Source organism: Olivibacter sp. SDN3, from assembly GCF_014334135.1.
In the GTDB taxonomy this organism is placed as follows: Bacteria; Bacteroidota; Bacteroidia; order Sphingobacteriales; family Sphingobacteriaceae; genus Olivibacter.
Window position 1 is genome coordinate 834,147 of the sequence record NZ_CP060497.1, and the last position, 18,728, is coordinate 852,874.

The window sequence follows — 18,728 nt, forward strand, 5'->3', positions numbered from 1 at the left end:
ATCTTTGCGCCTATGACCAAGGAAAATATTCAGGATTTAAGGGATCGAGCAGCTTCCCTGAGGAGGCATCTTTGACATCGATGCCAAACAAACATTAATCAATCAGGAACAGGAGATAACACTTGCTCCAAATTTCTGGGACAATCCGAAAGAAGCCGAGAAGGTTCTGCATTCGATAAAGAGTAAGAAAGTTTGGACAGACAGTTTTGAAGAGCTTAGTGAAGCTATTGAAGACGCGTCGGTTATGTTTGATTTCTATCAGAGTGGTGAAGCTGACGAAGAGGAAGCCGAAGAACTCTATCAGGAGGCATTAACACGAATGGAGGAGCTGGAGTTCAAGAATATGTTAAGTGCAGAGGAAGACCAACTCACAGCTATCTTACAGATTACTGCCGGAGCAGGGGGAACAGAAAGCTGTGATTGGGCAGCCATGCTCATGCGGATGTACATTATGTGGGGAGAAAAGAATGGTTATAAGGTTACGGAGCAAGATTTTCTTGAGGGAGACGTAGCCGGCGTGAAATCTGTAACGCTACAATTTGACGGAAGCTTTGCTTACGGTTATCTCAAAGGCGAAAACGGTGTGCACCGCTTAGTGCGAATATCTCCTTTTGACTCGAATGCAAAAAGGCATACCTCCTTTGCTTCTGTATACGTATATCCGTTAGTTGACGACACGATAGAAATTGACGTTAAAGATGCCGATATCGAATGGGACACTTTTCGTTCGGGTGGCGCAGGCGGGCAGAATGTAAATAAAGTAGAAACTGCGGTACGCCTGCATCATAAACCTTCGGGTATCGTGATCAAAAATCAGGAGTCGCGCTCGCAATTGCAAAATAAAGACAATGCCATGCGTCTTTTAAAGTCCCAACTTTATGAGATTGAAATGCGCAAACGTATGGAAACAACTGCAGCCATCGAAGGAAACAAGAAAAAGATTGAATGGGGGTCGCAGATCAGAAATTACGTACTGCATCCTTATAAATTGGTAAAAGATCTGCGAACAAATCATGAGACATCCAATACACAAGCGGTGCTGGATGGTGAAATCGATGCGTTTCTAAAATCTTACTTAATGGAGTTCGGAGGTAATTAAAATTCGTTTTTCCACATCATAGACTCTACCGGCCGCGTTGTTTTGCGATTGTATTTGGCGTTGCCCTTGGTATTGTACATGGTGTGGATTTCACCTTCAACGGAAAAATAAATCAGCTGTCCGATAGGCATTCCTGCATAAATCCGAACAGGTTGTGCCACAGAGATCTCTAAAGTCCAGGTATTGCAAAATCCCACGTCTCCTTTGCCAGCGGTTGCATGTATATCTATTCCTAGACGACCAGTACTGCTTTTCCCCTCCAAAAAAGGCACATGTTCGTGTGTTTCTGTATATTCCAAGGTTACCCCCAGATAGAGTGTATTGGGTTCCAATACATATCCGGCTTTCGGAATTTCAAAATGCTCGATTTCATTATGCGTTTTTGCATCGAGTACGCGATCCTTATACGTAGCCAAATATTTACCCAAATGAACGTCATAGGAGTTCGTCCCCAGGCATTCTTTCCTGAACGGCTCTATGATGATCGTTCCTTTATCTATTTCTTCGAGAATTCTTTTATCTGATAATATCATACTTTATTGTAAGCCGGTAAAGAAAGCGGTAGCTTTCGGGCAAGGCACAAACTTAAGAAAGAACGCGCAAGATGCAAAACTTCTCTTAACCTTACATGCTGATCCGATATTTTTGTTTATTTTTAGCCATGCCGTTAGTATATCTAAAAGAAATTGACGAGAACACACGTTTCGCTATTTGGAAAATTGAAGAATCCGCTGAAGATTTGTTGAGCAAACTACAACTGAGCAGAAGTGAGAAGGCATTTTTAAAGCGACTGAATAAAGGAAAACGAACATTAAATTGGTTAGGTACACGTGTACTATTACGTAAGATGCTCGATACACCGGGTTATGTCGATTGTCCTTCTGATGAAAACGGCAAACCATATCTCGTTAATTTCCCTCATAAGATATCCCTCAGCCACTCCTTTGATTATGCGGCAGTTATGTTAAGCACCAAACATGAAGTTGGCATCGATATGGAGTTAGTGAAGCCAAAAATAGAATTGATTGCCAAAAAATTCATGAAACCCCAGGAGCTCGCAGACTTAGCCACAGACAAACGTATAGAACAACTTTATGCCTGTTGGTGCGCAAAAGAAGCTGTCTACAAGTTACAAGGTAAAAAAGGCGTTTCATTCAAAGACAACATTTTTATCGAACCTTTCCAGTACAGCGAAGCAGGGGGCTTCTTAAAAGCGCGACTTAACGGACCTTATCAGGAATCGGCTTATACCATCTATTATGAGCGTTTTGAAGCGTATATGTTAGGTTATGTGATGGGGTAATTGTTTTCCATTTATGCAAGCTACTCCTTGTTATACCATGCTTTTTTCTGTCTAAGGTGATTTGAAGAGAATTTACCTAGCATTTCTCAATAGAAGCAATCGATCTTTAGTCAAAAAATAGTTCGTCGTAATCGCTGTTCTCAGATCTATTTGTTTTATGAACAGAAAAACTCTTCACATTATACTAACAAAAAAACTGAAGGATCTTTTCTCAGAATTTTAAGAAAAATATTGAGTTAAAACATGTAATCACACGGTGAATGCATTCTATTCATCTATCTGTTCACGGAATAGCCGCTTCCTGCGTGCTTGTATTTGTCGTCTAAAAACTTAATATATTTAATGGTGGTATCCGACAAAATAAAAGCCGATTCTTTATCCAGTTTTGCTGCTTTATTGTACAGGTAGACATAAAAAAAAGGACTACTAATATGATTAATCAATTCTTCTTTATAGCCATTTCTCTCGATAACATTCATCATATAATATCCTGGAATATGTCCACTTGTATTCCATGTGTTTAATAATTCTTTTAATGTTAAAGATCTTTCATCCCGCTCGTGAGTTAGTAAGGAATCAATATTCGATAATACTTTTGGTCCCTCTTCCAAAAAGTTCTCTGGATATCCACGTTGAAACTCTAGCAGTGCATAGGCGTCCTCTCCCTGATAACCCTTGTCGACCAAGTCAGCACTGCCCTCATTTAAAATTCTTTGCAAAACTTCGATGATTACTTCGTCTTCCTTATCGGGCGTGAAATGATACCTGGGCCTTAAGGCATGATGTAACTCATGCCCAATTAAAATCCCCGTTTTATTTTTATCGTTAAAATAGGCACACATTAAGGTACACACCATCCAACCGCTTTCGATATGGGCATCTGTATGTAAAGGAATGATTGAAAGCTTATAGTTGTCGACTCTCTTATGCGCCTTCTTGGGCAGCATTTTATAAGCGTGTTCATAGCAAGTATCTAAGTAGCCATTAGGGTTCTGTCTAATCTTCGTCAAATACGCTTTCATATCCTGTTCATGTATCTTATATTCATTGACAATATAAGTCCACCAGTATTTATTCGGATCTTTCAATCTACTTTTCAAGATAGATTCATTTTGCGGCATGTAAACGACTTCCATAGTTTTTCTATATGTATCCAAAAAAGCGGTATCTATTCCCTGATCTTTCATGTATACCTCGATCGCCTCATCGTCCAGAAATTTGTTCCAGTCTTCTTTCGATATAGGATCACCTTTTCTTAACCCATCGGTCAACTTGAAGTACTTCCAGCACAAGTGATCATCAATCGCTTGCGCATTTAACTCATTTGTTAAGCAAACAGTTATTACAGATAATACTAAGATTCTTAATGTCATTACCATATAGATAAAGCTAATTTAACTGTTAATTACAAATTAAATAAATCTAACGAATAATCTAAATTTTCTCCCCCAAGGCGCAACCATAAAAACTCATCTTATCGAACTGTCTTTTCTGCCATACCATCTAAAACAGCAATAGTTGTGAAAGTAATATTAAATGAATAAAAGAAGCATTTTTTCTATTCTCTTTAAAAATCATTAACAGGTCATTAAACTTTAATTTATCTGCTAAAAAATCTCACCAACCGTAGCCCAAAGACTGAGCTATAAAGGAATATGAGTTAAGCTAAACGTGAAAATCATAAACAAAGCGTATCTTTGTACCAGATTTTAGAAGGGGTTTTCCATGAACAAAAAAGTATTCTTTGAGGATTGGGGTAAGGTGGATTATCAGGAGGCGTGGGATAGACAGGAACAGATCTTTACCAAAGTGGTACAGCAAAAAACAGATAACCGTATTAAGGGTACTGACCAACCCACCGATAACTACCTGATTTTTGTCGAACATCCGCACGTGTATACATTAGGTAAAAGCGGAAAACCTGAAAACCTGTTATTAGACGATACCGGTTTACTGGAGAAGCAAGCAACCTATTACAAAATCAATCGGGGCGGCGACATCACCTATCATGGACCCGGGCAATTAGTAGGCTACCCTATTCTGGATCTCGATAACTTTTTCACCGATATCCACTTGTATATGCGCACTATCGAGGAGGCCGTAATCCTGACGTTAGCAGACTATGGTATCCGGGCGGGACGTTATCCCGGCTATACTGGCGTTTGGCTGGATTCCGATAATGAGAAGGCTAGAAAAATCTGTGCCATTGGCGTGCGTGCCAGCAGGTGGGTAACGATGCATGGTTTTGCTTTTAACATCAACACTGACCTATCTTATTTTAGCAATATCGTACCTTGCGGCATTGAAGACAAAGATGTTACCTCCCTGCAACGCGAACTCGGCCATGAGGTAAATATAAACGATGTAAAGGAGAAACTCCAGAGACACTTTGCCGACTTGTTCGGCATGAAATTGCTACACGGTTCCGCAATATACGCTGTCGGAAACCTCTCCAAATAAAGGATCTCTGAACATTACATATACATGGATTGGACACTTCGCCTGGTGCAGCGTTTCGATTTCCCAAACGTCCATTTGCGTAGACCTTTTTGCTCCGATGTCACGATAGTTTCGAAAATAACCCATATCCTCTTCATAGAGCAACACCATCAACCGATCGTTTGAATCCTGCCGATCCAAATGCTCCCATTGAAAAATCAACTTATTGTTTTCTCTTACAACAGTACAATTATGAGGAGGTTGACGCGGTCCTTTACTTACCAATACCCTAGCGGGATCAATGTAAGGATGTCCTCCCTTATCCACCAAGACCGCATGCTTCCGTGCATGTGACTGGGCCATTTGAAAGGCGCCTACCTTACTGCCCGCTGGCGCCGCTTTTGAAAACCCCAACTTCACCCAAGGTTTTATTGGCGCTAAAAATTTAGAAACTACTTTCATCTTGGCCTGATTGAGTAATTCGAGCGGCGTGTAAGGTTTTCTCCGCTCTCCTACTGTACGCATCACATGCTGTCCGCCTAATTGATAACCGATAACTGACCCAACTTTGCCACTGAAACTGCCATTGATCCCATTTTTTGCAATTGCCATTTGTACCTATTTGATGATATCCAAGTTAAATAAAAACTCATTTAAATCTATCTATTTAAATAGTAAAAAACAAGCTTTCACAGAGATTTACTAAAGGGTTAACAAGGGTTTACCTTTGTTAACCCCTTGTTAACCCTCTTTCAACCCTTTGTTTAACCTAGATGAATGGTGAATTTAAGCTAAATTAAAAATAAGCCAGAGCGCTATCAAACCCATATCTCAAAGACGTGAAACAACTACAACCTTTCCCGTTCTTCCGTATTACTTTTGTCTAAACTCCGCAGCTTAAAAGCCTTACCAATATTAATATTATACATTAGCGATAGGGTAAACACGCGCGTTTGATCACGTTGCCAGAGATCAAGCACCGAGTCATTATAAAAGCTTCTGGCGCTGAAGTTATTGGTATAAAAAATATCACTTAAAGCCGCTCTCGCCGAAAGTCGCTCGCCAAAGAATTTTTTCTGTATGCCAACATCTACACTGGCAATGCTGGTAGTGCTGATATTACCGATCAATACTCCCGGTGTGTAAAAAGCATTTAGGCTGACCTTCCAATCCTGTGGCAAATTGATTTCCTGCTCGGATTGCAGAACTAATGAGTTCAAAGACACATCAAATTCAGGAGCCCGAGACCGACTATGCGTTAAGATCAGGTTATTGGTGGTTGTCCACCAGCTCGTGAGATTTACGGGGGCGCTGAAAGTGGCGGTATACACATCTTCCCGACCGGTATTTTTTCGCAAAAGCGTCATCTGTTCGCTTTCCAGGTCGGTTTCAATCACCTGGTTGATGACATCTCTGCTGCGCGCATAACTGAAGGCAGCATAGTATTTTTGCTTAAACAGATACCCCAGCTCAACGGAATTGGAAAATTGCGGTGTAAGGAATGGATTACCGGCTTGCACCGAATAGTTATCCAAATAATAGCGATAGGGATTAAGGTCTTGATAGGAAGGTCGCTTAATGCGCCTATTGGCTGACAAGGTTAGACTGTGATTACCCGCTTCGTCCAACGGACGCTGTAGGAAAGCTGAAGGAAATAAGCTAAAGTAATTCCATTTAGTCAGGGTATCCTGCCCGTCGCCTATAAGTTCGCCCCGTATATTACTGTGCTCACCCCGTAAGCCGACACTAAATTGTGTCTGCAACAGGTTACCGCTAAGCGTGATGAACCCGGCACTGATACGTTCCCGATAGAGATAATCGAACGCATTTGCGCCTTCACGTACGGTTTCTCCTAAAAAAATATCATAGCTATTTGCGTTATCAATGTCTGTTGACGATAGCTTGCCCCCAATAGCCAAATCTAGCCCAGAACGGAAGGTTTTATTATATTTCAAATCTGCGGTTAAGATTTTGGACGTACTGGGATAAAAAAACGTGAAGATAGTGTCTGCTATAGGCAATCCTGCCGCGTTATAAGTGATACTATTGGTTCCACTGTAAGCATTTTTATCGCTGTAGGTATAGTCGGCAATAAAGCGCAGCCTTGAGCCAAGGGTATCCGTATTCCAGGAATAGTTCAAACCCACATTCGTGAAATTATTACGCGCATGGGTGGGAAAATCACCCACCGCTTGGGTGTTATTGGCGGCATCTGGATAAACAATATCCGTCACCGAGCGTATGGAATCGGTAAACCAGCCATAATTCCCGGTATAATCGAGCGCAATAAATTGCTGATCGTTGATATCATAAGTGGTTGAAAAGCGTATCCGATTGTTCCTCCGGCGATGAACGGCATCATTCGTTGCCTGATACTGCCCTTGATTGGGGAATGCCCGCTCCTGCCCCACTTCCTGAAAACCTTTGTCATGCGCATAGCCATAATCGAGCGACATGCCCAATTTATCTTTTTTATAGCTTAAGCCGGCATTTGGCCGATAAGAGGGGTATTTTCCGAGTCCTAAAGTATAATCATGGCCAAAACGGGCGTTCATTCCAGCCTGCGTCTGCTTCTTCAAAATGATATTGATCATTCCGCCAGAACCTTCTGCGTCATACTCCGCAGGTGGGCGAGCGATAATTTCGATGGACTGAATGTCTTCTGCCCGCAGATTTTGCAGGTAATTTTTCAGGTCATCACCGCTAAGGTTCAATATGCGCCCGTTAACCATCACCCGCGTACCCCACATGCCATTGATGGAAATATTTCCATTATTTACAAAAACTCCCGGTGCGGTATTAAAAAGTTCCAGGGAAGATCTTCCCGCATACGCGGCATTATCTTCGACGTTCATCACCAGTCGGTCGACCTTCCGGGTAAGCCGATCTTTTTTAGCCGTAACGGTTACTTCATTTAAAACATTCGGATCCTCCTCCAGCATGATTGTTTCAAGATTAAGGTTATCGTGAATTTTAAGTGATTGCTCCAGCGTCTTCATACCTAACATGCTTACCTGTAACATATAATCACCAGTAGGTATATTCGTCACTTCAAAATTCCCATCTTCATCACTATATACGCCGTAAAACTGCTGACTCTGCGCAGCAGGCTTTATATTAACCGAAGCGTAAGCGAGTGGTGACTTACTACTGTCGGTAAGACGACCTTTAACGGAGAACGTTTGACCAAGAACAAGGGTAGAAAAAAATAGAGCAAGAAGGTTCAGTAAAAGTGTTTTCACGTAATTATTGATAAAAATATTAGTTAGTAAAAATGAAAAATGGACGTTAATGAAAACCCTGTACGAGATCGAAGTTCAGTCCAATTGCTAGGTAGAACGCAAGCTGCACGCTTTCCGCTACACAAGCACACGAACATACGGAAGCATTTCCCTTAAGGCAACTATTTTAGACAAAACCCCTTTATTGGTCGACAAATCTTTATTCGTTTAGCTAAACCTTAGCATTCCGGCAAACTCAGCGGTATATTGGTAGCCAAACCGCCATCGGAAGTTTCCTTATACTTGGCGTTCATATCAAGTGCAGTTTCCCACATGGTGTTTACCACGGCGTCTAAACTTACTTTAGCTTTATCTGGATTGGATTGTAGTGCCAGCTGCGAAGCGGTTATCGCTTTAATGGCACCCATTGTATTCCGTTCAATGCAAGGGATCTGTACCAATCCGCCAATCGGATCACAGGTCAAGCCCAAGTGATGCTCCATGGCAATTTCAGCAGCCATCAGCACCTGACGTTGTGAGCCGCCCAGGCATTCGGTCAAGGCCGCTGCCGCCATTGCAGACGACACACCGATCTCTGCCTGACAGCCACCCATTGCAGCAGAAATGGTTGAACCTTTTTTAAAGATACTGCCGATCTCCGACGCTGTAGCTATAAACTGCAAAATCTTCTCCTCTTTAAAGTCATTACCAAAAGTGATGTAATACTGCAAGACAGCAGGTATCACACCGGCAGCACCGTTGGTCGGTGCTGTAACCACTCTTCCGAAGGAGGCGTTTTCCTCATTCACTGCCAGAGCGAAACAGCTTACCCAATCTAATATATACTGAAAAGAAGCACCTCCATCACGGATAGCTTTGGTCCAGCTATCATAGTCGCGATAGGCTCTTCCTGCCAACAGTTTTTTATTTAATTTTGCCGCACGCCGCTCCACATTCAACCCTCCCGGCAATACACCGGTAGTATGGCAGCCTCTATAAATACAATCACGTATGGTATGGAATAAATTTAAAACACCCTGATTGGTCTCTTCTTCACTACGCCAGGCATGTTCGTTCTCCATCACCACCTCCGACACCTTTAAACCGGTGCGCATGCACCATACCAGTAAGTCTTTCGCATTTTGAATGGGGAAGGGTAAGTCTACCTCTTTTGTTCCATCGCGGCTTTCATTCTCCTGTACCACAAAACCACCACCTATGGAGTAATACGTTTCAGAGTGCGCTTTACCATTGCTTAAAAAAGCTTGAAAAGTAACCGCATTGGGATGAAAAGGTAGGCTCTCATGAAATAAAAACAGCAGATCATCTTCATAAGTGAAGTCGATCTGGTGTACACCTCCCAACGTCAGGTGATGCTGCCGCTTGATATCCGCCACCTTCGGTTCGATCTGACTGACGTCGAATGTAACAGGGTCGTCTCCGCTAAGTCCTAAAAGAACAGCGATATCGGTACCATGTCCCTTACCCGTTTTGGCAAGCGAGCCATACAAAAGAATCTTGATGGCTTCCGTTTGTTCTAAAATCCCCTCCTGTTGGAGGATCTTCACAAATTTCTGCCCTGCCCGCCAAGGCCCCAGCGTATGCGAGCTCGAAGGCCCTACACCGATCTTGAATATATCGAAAATTGAAATCTGCTCTTTATTCATAAAAATCACCTTACGAAGTTAAGCGATATAATTGTCATTTCCCTACCTTATGTATTTATTACTGTTATGATTATTGCAAAAAAAATGTCCAAGGCCAATATTTTCCGACAGCTAAAAGGATTTTCCTTGCACAGCTATCACTCATGCATTAAAAAATTTAAGAAAAAACTAATTTTTTTCACATAAAAAACTTTGTTTCTAATATTCTTTTATCGAATTTTAACAGCAATTAATTATTTACTTAAACAAAAGCAATATGGACAATTATAATTACGGAGATTCCATGAGCTCAGGCTTGCTGGCTGGCATAGGTGTCGTTGGCATGCTCATTTACTTAGCTATTATTGTTTTAACCGTCGCAGGCCTTTGGAAAATGTTTGAAAAGGCGGGCAAACCCGGTTGGGCGGCTATCATTCCGATATATAATGTTATTATTATGCTCGAAATTGTTGGCAAACCGCTTTGGTGGATCATTGGTTTATTTATTCCCTGTGTAAACGTCGTGGTACTTATCTGGGTAACTAACCTGTTGATGAAGTCTTTTGGAAAAGACACGGTATACACGGTTTTGGTTATCCTCTTCCCCTTTATCATTTATCCAATGATTGGTTTTGGAAGTGACCAATATCAAGGGCCAAGTGCCGCGGAAGCTCGTGGGCAGAATTCCTTTAATCAATTTAAAAATTATAAAAATCCTTTCGACGAAGAAAATGAACCTCCTAAAGATCCAACCGTTTAATACGTTTGTATCAAAGGCCGCATTAATATTGATCTGTAGCCAGGAATTGATGCACTGGCTACAGCATCACCTCATTCCCTGCCCCTTTAAATTTATTACGGGCATCGACTGTCCGGGCTGTGGATTTCAACGCTCCTTTCTGTTATTGATCCAAGGCCAGCTAAACGCAAGTATCCAACAATATCCGCCAACTATACCATTGCTTCTACTGGGCGCGTTCTTCCTCGTTAAACAGCGCTATGCATTTAAAAACAGTGAACAGATCGCTACCGTGCTTTCCTGCCTGGTAGGCATGCACATCTTGGTTTCGTATATTCAGAAAATATGGTAATAGAATGACCCTACTTTTTTTACGCAAAAAAGTACGTAAAAAGTTCCCACTTGGATCTCCCGCTGCAAAGTTAGTGCATCAACTTGCAAACCGCAGGATCTCCTAGGTGGTTTTTTAGCGTTACGAAGGGGTATTGCAGGCAAAAGCACTGACCACTGGCCTTCGAATGCTGTCGCATCCAAAATTTACATCTTGCAATCGGAGACACTTCCGTTCCCGTAAATTTCGAAGCGACGAGCTTTATTCGCAAAAGTTAATTTTCATAGGAGCTCATGAGACCGCGTAACTTAGTTCTTTGCTATCTTTCTTTCGCGGAGACCTTCGCTTTTTAAAGCGAAAGCTTGAATGCCTTTGAACGCATACACGTATGAAAAAAGAAAGTAGTGTAAAATTACACCCTTGATGTAATATAATTATAATCTTTAATGATCGCTCGTAGAAACTGCAGCTCATCCATCTCTTCGGGAATTTGGATGCCCATGGTGTCTTTAGCCTTCATGGCCATTTTATAGACCAACATATTATTGCCCGACTTACTAAAGTTACCGATTACCTCATGGATCAAGGTTACATCCCTGTCATTCAATTGCGCAACTTCAGGAAATAATGGATCATAGTCTTCTGTCGCGACCTGAGGGCGAAAAACAACTGCATCCAGCGAGGTACGGGGAACGGTTTTGATTAAAGTGGTACCGGCAACCAGATCGCCAATGCGCTGTTTACTCGGAGTTACTGCCGCACATACCAAGGCGCCCACCTGCATGGTGATGGTAAAATCCACAAAACGGAACAGCCATCTCAAAAAATACTGACTTAAACTAGGCTGATAACCGTCTAAACTAATAACCTTTATGCGCAGCACCCGCTTTCCTACACTTTGCCCGTTGAAAAACACCTCACAAAGCAAATCATAAAAAACAAACAACAATCCAAAAATTACCAGCAAGGTTAAATTACCACTATTATTAAATATAAGTCCCAAAGAAGATACAATGATGATGAAAAGCAAATATACGGCGAAGAAAATAGCAAAATCAAGAATACGCGCAGCAATCCTTTCTCCAACGCCAGCGACGTCATAGTCGATAGTAATGTTTTGAGAGGTGGTTACGCTGATATAATTCATCCAAGCGAATTTATATCAAAATAGTCAAATATAAAAACATAATAAGTGATCACATCACAATTTAACCAGTTGCTATATATGAGGGCCGATTACTTAAATATTTAGCTATAAATAATGTCTGTTTCCCATTAATTATATTTACGAATCAACGTAAAAACAGCAAAAAACCAACACCTTGAGGGCTATATAGCAGTTGAGCCACTTTTAATACAAAAAATAACATTTGTGAAAAAAATCAATTTATCTTAGATTTACTACCATTACTGATAATTATAGAATGAAAATCCCTAAACTTTATTTCACATATGCGGGAGGCATTATTTGTTAAACAGAACAGCGAAAAGTGGGAGGACTATGAAAAGATGGAAGTTAGTCATCCTGACGAGCTTGCTGAGCGGTTTATCGAAATCACGGACGATCTCGCTTATGCTAAGACCTTCTACCCTACTTCTAAAACCACTGCGTACCTCAATGGATTGGCAGCCCGCTTACATCAATCGATTTATACTAACAAACGGGAGAAAGCCAATCGTTTTGTTACATTTTGGAAGATAGAGCTCCCACTGGTCTTTTATACATACCGCAAGCAGCTGTTGTACGCAGCAATTTTTTTCACCCTGTTTGCGCTTATCGGCGCCTTTTCTGCTGCGCATGATGACACCTTCGTTCGATTGATATTGGGCGATACTTATGTTGACATGACCAATGCCAACATTGATAAGGGTGATCCTTTTGGCGTATATAAAGAAATGGACCCCTTTATGATGTTTATAATGATCGCATTAAATAACATAAAGGTCTCTTGTTTTGCCTTTTTGCTGGGCATACTTTTTTCGGTGGGCACCGTCGTATTGTTAATGTATAATGGCATTATGCTGGGTTCGTTCCAGTATTATTTTTTTAGCAAGGGATTAGGCGTAGCTTCCGTACTGGTGATCTGGATTCATGGCACCTTAGAAATAGCGGCCATCATTTTCTCTGGCGCCGCCGGGCTGATATTGGGCAACAGCATCCTCTTCCCTAAGACCTATTCGCGACTGGTCTCTTTCAAGCGAGGAGGGAAAGACGGTCTTAAGATTATTATAGGCTTAGTACCTATTTTCATAATAGCAGCAATCCTAGAGTCCTTCGTAACCAGACATACCGGGATGCCGACCTGGTTAAGCTCCTTTATATTGATTGCTTCGCTATTCTTTATCATCTGGTACGTTATCATTTATCCAAAAAAGGTTTTTTCGTTACAACATCAAAGGCAGCATGACAGGCAACAAGATGTCGTTTAAAAATTTACACCTATGAACCAAGTGGAACCAAAAATAGAATGCCGAAAGGTTAGAGACTTCAGTCAGACAATCAATGACAGTTTCACCTTTATTAAACAAAATTTCAGTGCACTGCTTAAGCCTCTTATCTACATTTGTGGTTTTTTCATTTTGGCTACCATTGCCAGTGGCGTTCTCCAACAGTTAAAGACCATTCGCATATTGGGTATAGCAAAAGCATCGCAGGGCTTTCAATCCTATTCACCAGACTTTTCTACCTACGCATTAGGCCTGGAGTATTTTTTACTGATACTTTTCAGCATCCTTACGGTCAGTGCGATTTACCTAGTTACCTTCTGCTATATCAAGCTATACAAAGATCAAGGTAATATGGCACCCACTATGGAAGCCGTTTGGACGCTTTTTAAGGAACATGCTATCCGCTTTTTCTTGGGTACAATCTTGTTGAGTATACTGATGTGTATAGGCTTTCTCCTATGTCTCATACCAGGCTTTTATTTCATGCCTATCGTCACTTTGGCACTTCCGATCATGGTTATGGAGAATCTCAGTATAAGCGACTCCTTTTCCCGGAGTATGGCGCTACTGAAAGACAATTGGTGGCGAACCTTCGGATTGCTCTTGGTTGCAGGACTCATTGCCTATTTCAGTATGAGCATATTGGGTATTCCGGCAGCTTTACTAAATATCGGTGCTGTTTTTATTGAAAATTCACCTAACATTCTTTTTGCCGGGAGTATTTTCAGTTCTTTCCTTACAGGGGTTTCTCAGTTATTTTATGTTCTTCCTGCGATAGTGAGCGCACTTTGGTATTACAGTTTAAGCGAAGAAAAAGACGGTGGAGGGCTACTTGACCGAATAGATTCCTTCGGTACTGAAAAAACTCAAGGATCAACTGAATGGCCGGAAGAGGAGTATTAACGCGTAATAACATGCATAAATTATTACTATTTTTTGCTCGCGCAATTCGTTTACCCGATAGCTACTGTTCTTGTTTGACATTGCTTTCTAAAAAGAAAAAACAGCTAAGGGCAACGACACCTCTTTGTTCCGGCATCTTATATCTATTATTATTTGTTGTAGCAATACCCAGCGACCTAGCAGGCGTTCCTGCGGCTACCATAAGCTTTACTTCAGCAGCGATGAAGCAAGATACGCTTACCTCAACAAAAGCACAACGCAGCCCGTATACCGATACTTCTACCTTGCGGATAAGATCTTTTTCTCCGGAAAAATTGGCCGCCTATAAAAAAGATCAAGCCTTTGACTATGCTGAAGAAATTGTCCCGATCACGTGGTGGCAGAAGTTAAAACATTGGTTTTACAATTTACTGCAAAAGACTTTTGTGAACCAGCGTTCCTTTACCGCCATCAAATGGCTCTTAGTCATCTTAGGGGCTGCGGCGCTTGTTTTCCTTGTATATAAACTTTCGGGAATGCAGCTAATGGGCATTTTCGGAAAGAAGTCTGGTACACAGACAACTACTGCCCCACTGGAGGAAAACATTCATGCCATTAATTTTGAAGAGCAAGTGCAGCAAGCTATTCTTCAGCAGAACTTTCGGCTAGCCGTGCGCTTACTTTATCTGAGGAGCCTAAAGAAGCTTACCGATAAGCACCTGATAGATTGGCGACCTGGTAAAACCAATCAGGCATATATTGCCGAAATTGATGCGAAGCCTACTAAAACGGCTTTTATAGGGCTTACCAACCAATTTGAATATGTTTGGTACGGAGACTTTCAAATACAGTCGCAACATTTTAACCAGATAAGAGAGGCTTTTGCTTCTTTCGATAAAGAGCTAATTTAGCAAAAACCAAATGAAAGATTTAAAGACATATCTCTTTATTGCCGGCACCTTACTAGGCCTCTACCTTATTGTAGAGTATAATAAGCCCATCCCTGTCGACTGGACGCCCACCTTTAACAAGTCTGACAAAATTCCTTTCGGCACTTATGTGCTTTATCACGAATTACCTCGCTTATTCAGCGAAGGTATAAGCAGCTCTCGTCAATCGATCTACGAAGCACTAAATAATCGAACGGACAACGCCAATCTATTGATTGTTTCACCGAAGGTGAACATCAGTAATACCGACTATGAACGTATGAAGGCGTATATGGCCGATGGTCATGCTATTTTCATAGCCTCCCATAGTTTCAATTATGCCTTTCTGGATTCCCTCAATTTAGCAATACAATCGAGAGACGTACTCTTTGCGAAAGACAGCCTAAATTTTCGTTTCACTAACTCCTTGCTCGATTCCAACAAGTTATACACCTATGAACGCGGTATTGGCGTCCATTATTTCAGTAAATTTGACACCACCAAAGCCGTAATTCTGGCCCGCAATAATAAAGATGATGCCAATTTTTTAAAATATGATTTTGGCAAGGGTTCGTTATTTCTACTAGCTTCTCCCGATTTTTTTAGCAATTACGCTTTACTAAGCCAAGACGGATCTACCTTTGCTTCGCATGCCCTGTCTTATTTGTCTGACCAGCGCAAGCTGCTGTTCGACGAGTATCAGCTTTTGGGTACGCAGGGGGCTCAATCGATACTGCGTGTTATTTTTGCAACACCATCCTTAAAATGGGCCTATTACCTCGCACTGTTCAGCATGGTCTTGTTTATCTTATATGAAATCAAAAGGCGCCAACGTATCATCCCCGTAGAGGATCCCATGCGAAACACCAGTGTAGAATTTGCAAAAGTAGTGGGTGGCGTATATTACCAGCAGAGAGACAACAAAGACATTGGCCATAAAAAAATCATCTATTTACTGAATTTTATACGGACAAACTATCGGTTAAAGACCAGTGAATTAAATGAAGAATTCGTTGATTTACTTACCCATCGATCGGGCGTAGGACGAGAAACCATTGATAAGATTATACAGGAAATAAAGGAAGTGTACGGAGGTAAATACCTGAGTGACCAAGAACTGATAACACTCAACAATAATATTGAAACTTTTTACGAACAATCAGGAACAACATGGAAGAAGAATTTTTCACAAAACGAACCGACTTAAGTGCGCTTAATACTGCAGTTGAAACCATCAAACAAACTCTTGCACAGGTTATCATTGGGCAACAGGAAATGATTGATCTCTTAATAGCAGGTATCTTGGCAGATGGTCACTTATTAATTGAAGGCGTTCCGGGCGTAGCCAAAACGTTGAGTGCCAAACTTGTTGCCAAATGTATTGACGCGACATTCAGCAGGATACAGTTCACGCCGGACCTGATGCCGTCAGACGTTTTGGGGACAGCGATTTTTAATCCGAAGACCGCTGACTTTGAATTTAAAAGAGGCCCTATCTTTGGCCATGTTATCTTAGTGGATGAAATCAACAGGGCACCGGCCAAAACGCAGTCGGCATTATTTGAGGTTATGGAAGAACGGCAGATCACCATGGATGGTATGTGCTATAAAATGGATGATCCCTTTATCGTTTTAGCCACCCAGAACCCCATTGAACAGGAAGGAACATACCGTCTTCCCGAGGCACAGCTCGATCGCTTCCTCTTCAAGATTGAAGTGGGCTACCCGTCCCTGGTAGAAGAAACACAAATTCTTGCCAAGCATCATCATCAACGCACAGAAGAGCGTGTGCAAGCGATCAAAAGCATACTGAATGCCGAGCAGATTACGCAATATAGAAAGTTAGTAAAAGAGCTACATGTGGAAGATAAACTATTGGAGTTCGTGGCCAAAATAGTTTATCAGACAAGAAATCATAAATCTTTATTTTTAGGCGGGTCGCCTCGTTCTTCTTTAGCTATTATTAATAGCGCCAAAGCAATCGCTGCCATGAACAGTCGCGACTTCGTCACACCTGATGATATTACGAAAGTGGTGCTACCCGTATTGCGGCACCGGATTATGCTCACACCCGAAAAAGAAATGGAGGGTGTTACGCCTGATGATGTACTTAAACAAATTATAAGGAACATAGAGATACCGAGATAATTTCTCGAGACGTCTCAATTTATACGTTTTGACATATGAACCGTCCATAATGAAATTTCATTTCCTTCACATAGGGAAATTTAAATTTATTCACGGATTTTAACTATTCAATTTATGTTCATGAGCCCTTCGGGGTTTGAACATGGCAAGCTCCATCTAGCCGGTGGATTAAATTTATTTACAGATGAAACGATTTTTTAATCTCTTCTATACGAATCTCTTTCTCTGCAATCGACTGTTCATCGCTCTGGGAACGGCCTCGTTCCTGTTTTTGCTTTCCTTTTTTTTCCCGTGGTTGGGTATCATCCCTTTTGTTTTTATCGTAGCAGTGCTTGCCACCTTCATCATTGACCTTTTACTCTTATATGGAAATAACCATTGGAAGGTTGTCAGTTCACGCGTCACCCCTTCGAAACTAAGCAATAGTGACGAGAACGAGATTCAATTACAGAGCATTAACTATTATCCTTTTACCGTAACACTGGGTATTATAGATGAAGTGCCTGTTCAATTTCAACGAAGGGATGTCTGGTTTAGGCAAAAGCTCCTTGGGAGGGCATATGGCACCATTTATTACCAGCTACGTCCAACCAAACGCGGAGTGTATACTTTTGGGTTTATCAGAACCTTTGTGCAATCGCCCATCGGCTTCATTCAGCGACGATTTAACGATGATGCCTCCATCCACCTTCCGGTTTACCCCTCTTTTCTCCAAATGCGCAGGTACGAACTGATGGCTATATCCGACCGGTTAACAGAGTACGGTTTAAAAAAAATCCGCAGGCTTGGTCATAGCATGGAGTTTGAGCAAATAAAAACTTACGTACAGGGTGACGATTACCGCACATTGAACTGGAAAGCCACCGCGCGCCATGGCAACCTGATGGTGAACGCTTATATTGACGAACGATCGCAACATGTTTATTGCATAATTGATAAATCGCGTGCTATGAAGATGCCTTTCAACGGTCTGACTCTGTTGGATTATGCTATCAATGCAAGCTTGGTACTTTCCAATGTCGCGCTTAAAAGAGAAGATAAAGCTGGGCTGATTACCGTTTCGGAAAAAATAGGAAGTGTGGTGCCCGCCGATCGTCGACCGACACAGCTCCATTATATTATGGAGGTGCTGTTTAAAGAAAAAACCAGGTACCTTGAAACAAATATGGAGGCCTTATATAGTACGATGCGACGTACGTTAAGACAGCGTAGTCTGGTGGTATTGTTTACCAATTTTGAAAGTATTTCAGCTTTAAACCGGCAGCTTCCCTACCTCAAGAAGATTGCCCAATTTCATCTGCTGGTAGTGATATTTTTTGAAAACACCGAATTAACTACGTTAAGCTTAGCAAAAGCACGGGATGTGGAGGGTGTATACCTAAAAACCATCGCGGAAAAATTTGCCTATGAAAAGCGTCTGATTGTACGTGAACTGTCACGCCATGGTATCCAGTCCGTACTCACTCCTCCACACCTGTTAACGGTTAACGCAATCAATAAATATCTGGAAATAAAAGCAAAGCAAGGTATTTAGCAATTGAAG

Annotated in this window: 17 protein-coding genes; 11 read left to right on the plus strand and 6 right to left on the minus strand. The window is 41.6% G+C overall.

Annotated features, from left to right (window positions below; genetic code table 11):
- Window positions 1–12 precede the first annotated feature (12 nt).
- Window positions 13–1,099, plus strand: a protein-coding gene (prfB, locus tag H8S90_RS03350) for a peptide chain release factor 2 (protein WP_222852229.1) whose coding sequence is annotated in 2 segments (ribosomal slippage) — window positions 13–72 and window positions 74–1,099 — 1,086 coding nt in all. Because the reading frame shifts where the segments join, the coding sequence is not laid out codon by codon here.
- On the opposite strand, the gene dcd is transcribed toward prfB, so the two are convergent.
- Window positions 1,096–1,632 (minus strand): dCTP deaminase, encoded by a 537-nt coding sequence (gene dcd, locus H8S90_RS03355; RefSeq protein WP_187341187.1) that lies wholly within the window; start codon window positions 1,630–1,632, stop codon window positions 1,096–1,098. The two genes, prfB and dcd, sit on opposite strands and share 4 nt — an antisense overlap.
- 128 nt (window positions 1,633–1,760) lie before the next feature.
- Here dcd and H8S90_RS03360 point away from each other — a divergent pair, with 128 nt between their 5' ends.
- Window positions 1,761–2,402 carry a 4'-phosphopantetheinyl transferase superfamily protein gene (locus H8S90_RS03360; protein WP_187341188.1) on the plus strand — a complete coding sequence of 214 codons (642 nt, stop codon included), beginning with the start codon at window positions 1,761–1,763 and terminating at the stop codon, window positions 2,400–2,402.
- A gap of 275 nt (window positions 2,403–2,677) precedes the next feature.
- Here the strand turns inward: H8S90_RS03360 and H8S90_RS03365 are convergent, their stop codons facing one another.
- Complete coding sequence (locus H8S90_RS03365) at window positions 2,678–3,775, minus strand: DUF5700 domain-containing putative Zn-dependent protease (protein ID WP_187341189.1); 1,098 nt, start codon at window positions 3,773–3,775, stop codon at window positions 2,678–2,680.
- Window positions 3,776–4,127: 352 nt separating this feature from the next.
- Here H8S90_RS03365 and lipB point away from each other — a divergent pair, with 352 nt between their 5' ends.
- The gene (gene lipB / locus H8S90_RS03370; protein WP_187341190.1) at window positions 4,128–4,862 is read left to right on the plus strand and encodes a lipoyl(octanoyl) transferase LipB; all 735 of its coding nucleotides are present in this window, start codon (window positions 4,128–4,130) and stop codon (window positions 4,860–4,862) included.
- On the opposite strand, the gene H8S90_RS03375 is transcribed toward lipB, so the two are convergent.
- From H8S90_RS03375 to H8S90_RS03385, 3 genes are all read right to left on the minus strand, one after another.
- The gene (locus tag H8S90_RS03375; RefSeq protein WP_187341191.1) at window positions 4,818–5,453 is read right to left on the minus strand and encodes a DUF6266 family protein; all 636 of its coding nucleotides are present in this window, start codon (window positions 5,451–5,453) and stop codon (window positions 4,818–4,820) included. The genes lipB and H8S90_RS03375 overlap by 45 nt on opposite strands.
- 236 nt (window positions 5,454–5,689) lie before the next feature.
- Complete coding sequence (locus H8S90_RS03380; protein WP_187341192.1) at window positions 5,690–8,083, minus strand: outer membrane beta-barrel protein; 2,394 nt, start codon at window positions 8,081–8,083, stop codon at window positions 5,690–5,692.
- Between the two features lie 218 nt (window positions 8,084–8,301).
- Window positions 8,302–9,729: an L-serine ammonia-lyase gene (locus H8S90_RS03385; protein WP_187341193.1), complete on the minus strand. Its 1,428-nt coding sequence runs from the start codon at window positions 9,727–9,729 to the stop codon at window positions 8,302–8,304.
- A gap of 256 nt (window positions 9,730–9,985) precedes the next feature.
- Here H8S90_RS03385 and H8S90_RS03390 point away from each other — a divergent pair, with 256 nt between their 5' ends.
- On the plus strand, window positions 9,986–10,468 hold the full coding sequence (locus H8S90_RS03390; RefSeq protein WP_187341194.1) for a DUF5684 domain-containing protein: 483 nt from the start codon (window positions 9,986–9,988) through the stop codon (window positions 10,466–10,468).
- Window positions 10,440–10,799 carry a DUF2752 domain-containing protein gene (locus tag H8S90_RS03395; RefSeq protein ID WP_255501793.1) on the plus strand — a complete coding sequence of 120 codons (360 nt, stop codon included), beginning with the start codon at window positions 10,440–10,442 and terminating at the stop codon, window positions 10,797–10,799. The genes H8S90_RS03390 and H8S90_RS03395 overlap by 29 nt, the downstream gene beginning before the upstream one ends.
- 391 nt (window positions 10,800–11,190) lie before the next feature.
- Here the strand turns inward: H8S90_RS03395 and H8S90_RS03400 are convergent, their stop codons facing one another.
- Entirely contained in the window at window positions 11,191–11,925 is a 735-nt protein-coding gene (locus tag H8S90_RS03400; RefSeq protein WP_187341195.1) for an RDD family protein, read from the minus strand.
- A gap of 305 nt (window positions 11,926–12,230) precedes the next feature.
- Here H8S90_RS03400 and H8S90_RS03405 point away from each other — a divergent pair, with 305 nt between their 5' ends.
- From H8S90_RS03405 to H8S90_RS03430, 6 genes are all read left to right on the plus strand, one after another.
- On the plus strand, window positions 12,231–13,208 hold the full coding sequence (locus H8S90_RS03405) for a stage II sporulation protein M (protein ID WP_187341196.1): 978 nt from the start codon (window positions 12,231–12,233) through the stop codon (window positions 13,206–13,208).
- 12 nt (window positions 13,209–13,220) lie between these two features.
- Window positions 13,221–14,129 carry a hypothetical protein gene (locus H8S90_RS03410; protein ID WP_187341197.1) on the plus strand — a complete coding sequence of 303 codons (909 nt, stop codon included), beginning with the start codon at window positions 13,221–13,223 and terminating at the stop codon, window positions 14,127–14,129.
- Between the two features lie 11 nt (window positions 14,130–14,140).
- Entirely contained in the window at window positions 14,141–15,019 is an 879-nt protein-coding gene (locus H8S90_RS03415) for a DUF4129 domain-containing protein (protein ID WP_187341198.1), read from the plus strand.
- Window positions 15,020–15,029: 10 nt separating this feature from the next.
- The gene (locus tag H8S90_RS03420) at window positions 15,030–16,244 is read left to right on the plus strand and encodes a DUF4350 domain-containing protein (protein WP_187341199.1); all 1,215 of its coding nucleotides are present in this window, start codon (window positions 15,030–15,032) and stop codon (window positions 16,242–16,244) included.
- Window positions 16,208–17,185 (plus strand): MoxR family ATPase, encoded by a 978-nt coding sequence (locus H8S90_RS03425; protein WP_187341200.1) that lies wholly within the window; start codon window positions 16,208–16,210, stop codon window positions 17,183–17,185. Before H8S90_RS03420 ends, H8S90_RS03425 begins: the two co-directional genes overlap by 37 nt.
- Window positions 17,186–17,369: 184 nt before the next feature.
- Window positions 17,370–18,719: a DUF58 domain-containing protein gene (locus H8S90_RS03430; RefSeq protein ID WP_187341201.1), complete on the plus strand. Its 1,350-nt coding sequence runs from the start codon at window positions 17,370–17,372 to the stop codon at window positions 18,717–18,719.
- Window positions 18,720–18,728 lie beyond the last annotated feature (9 nt).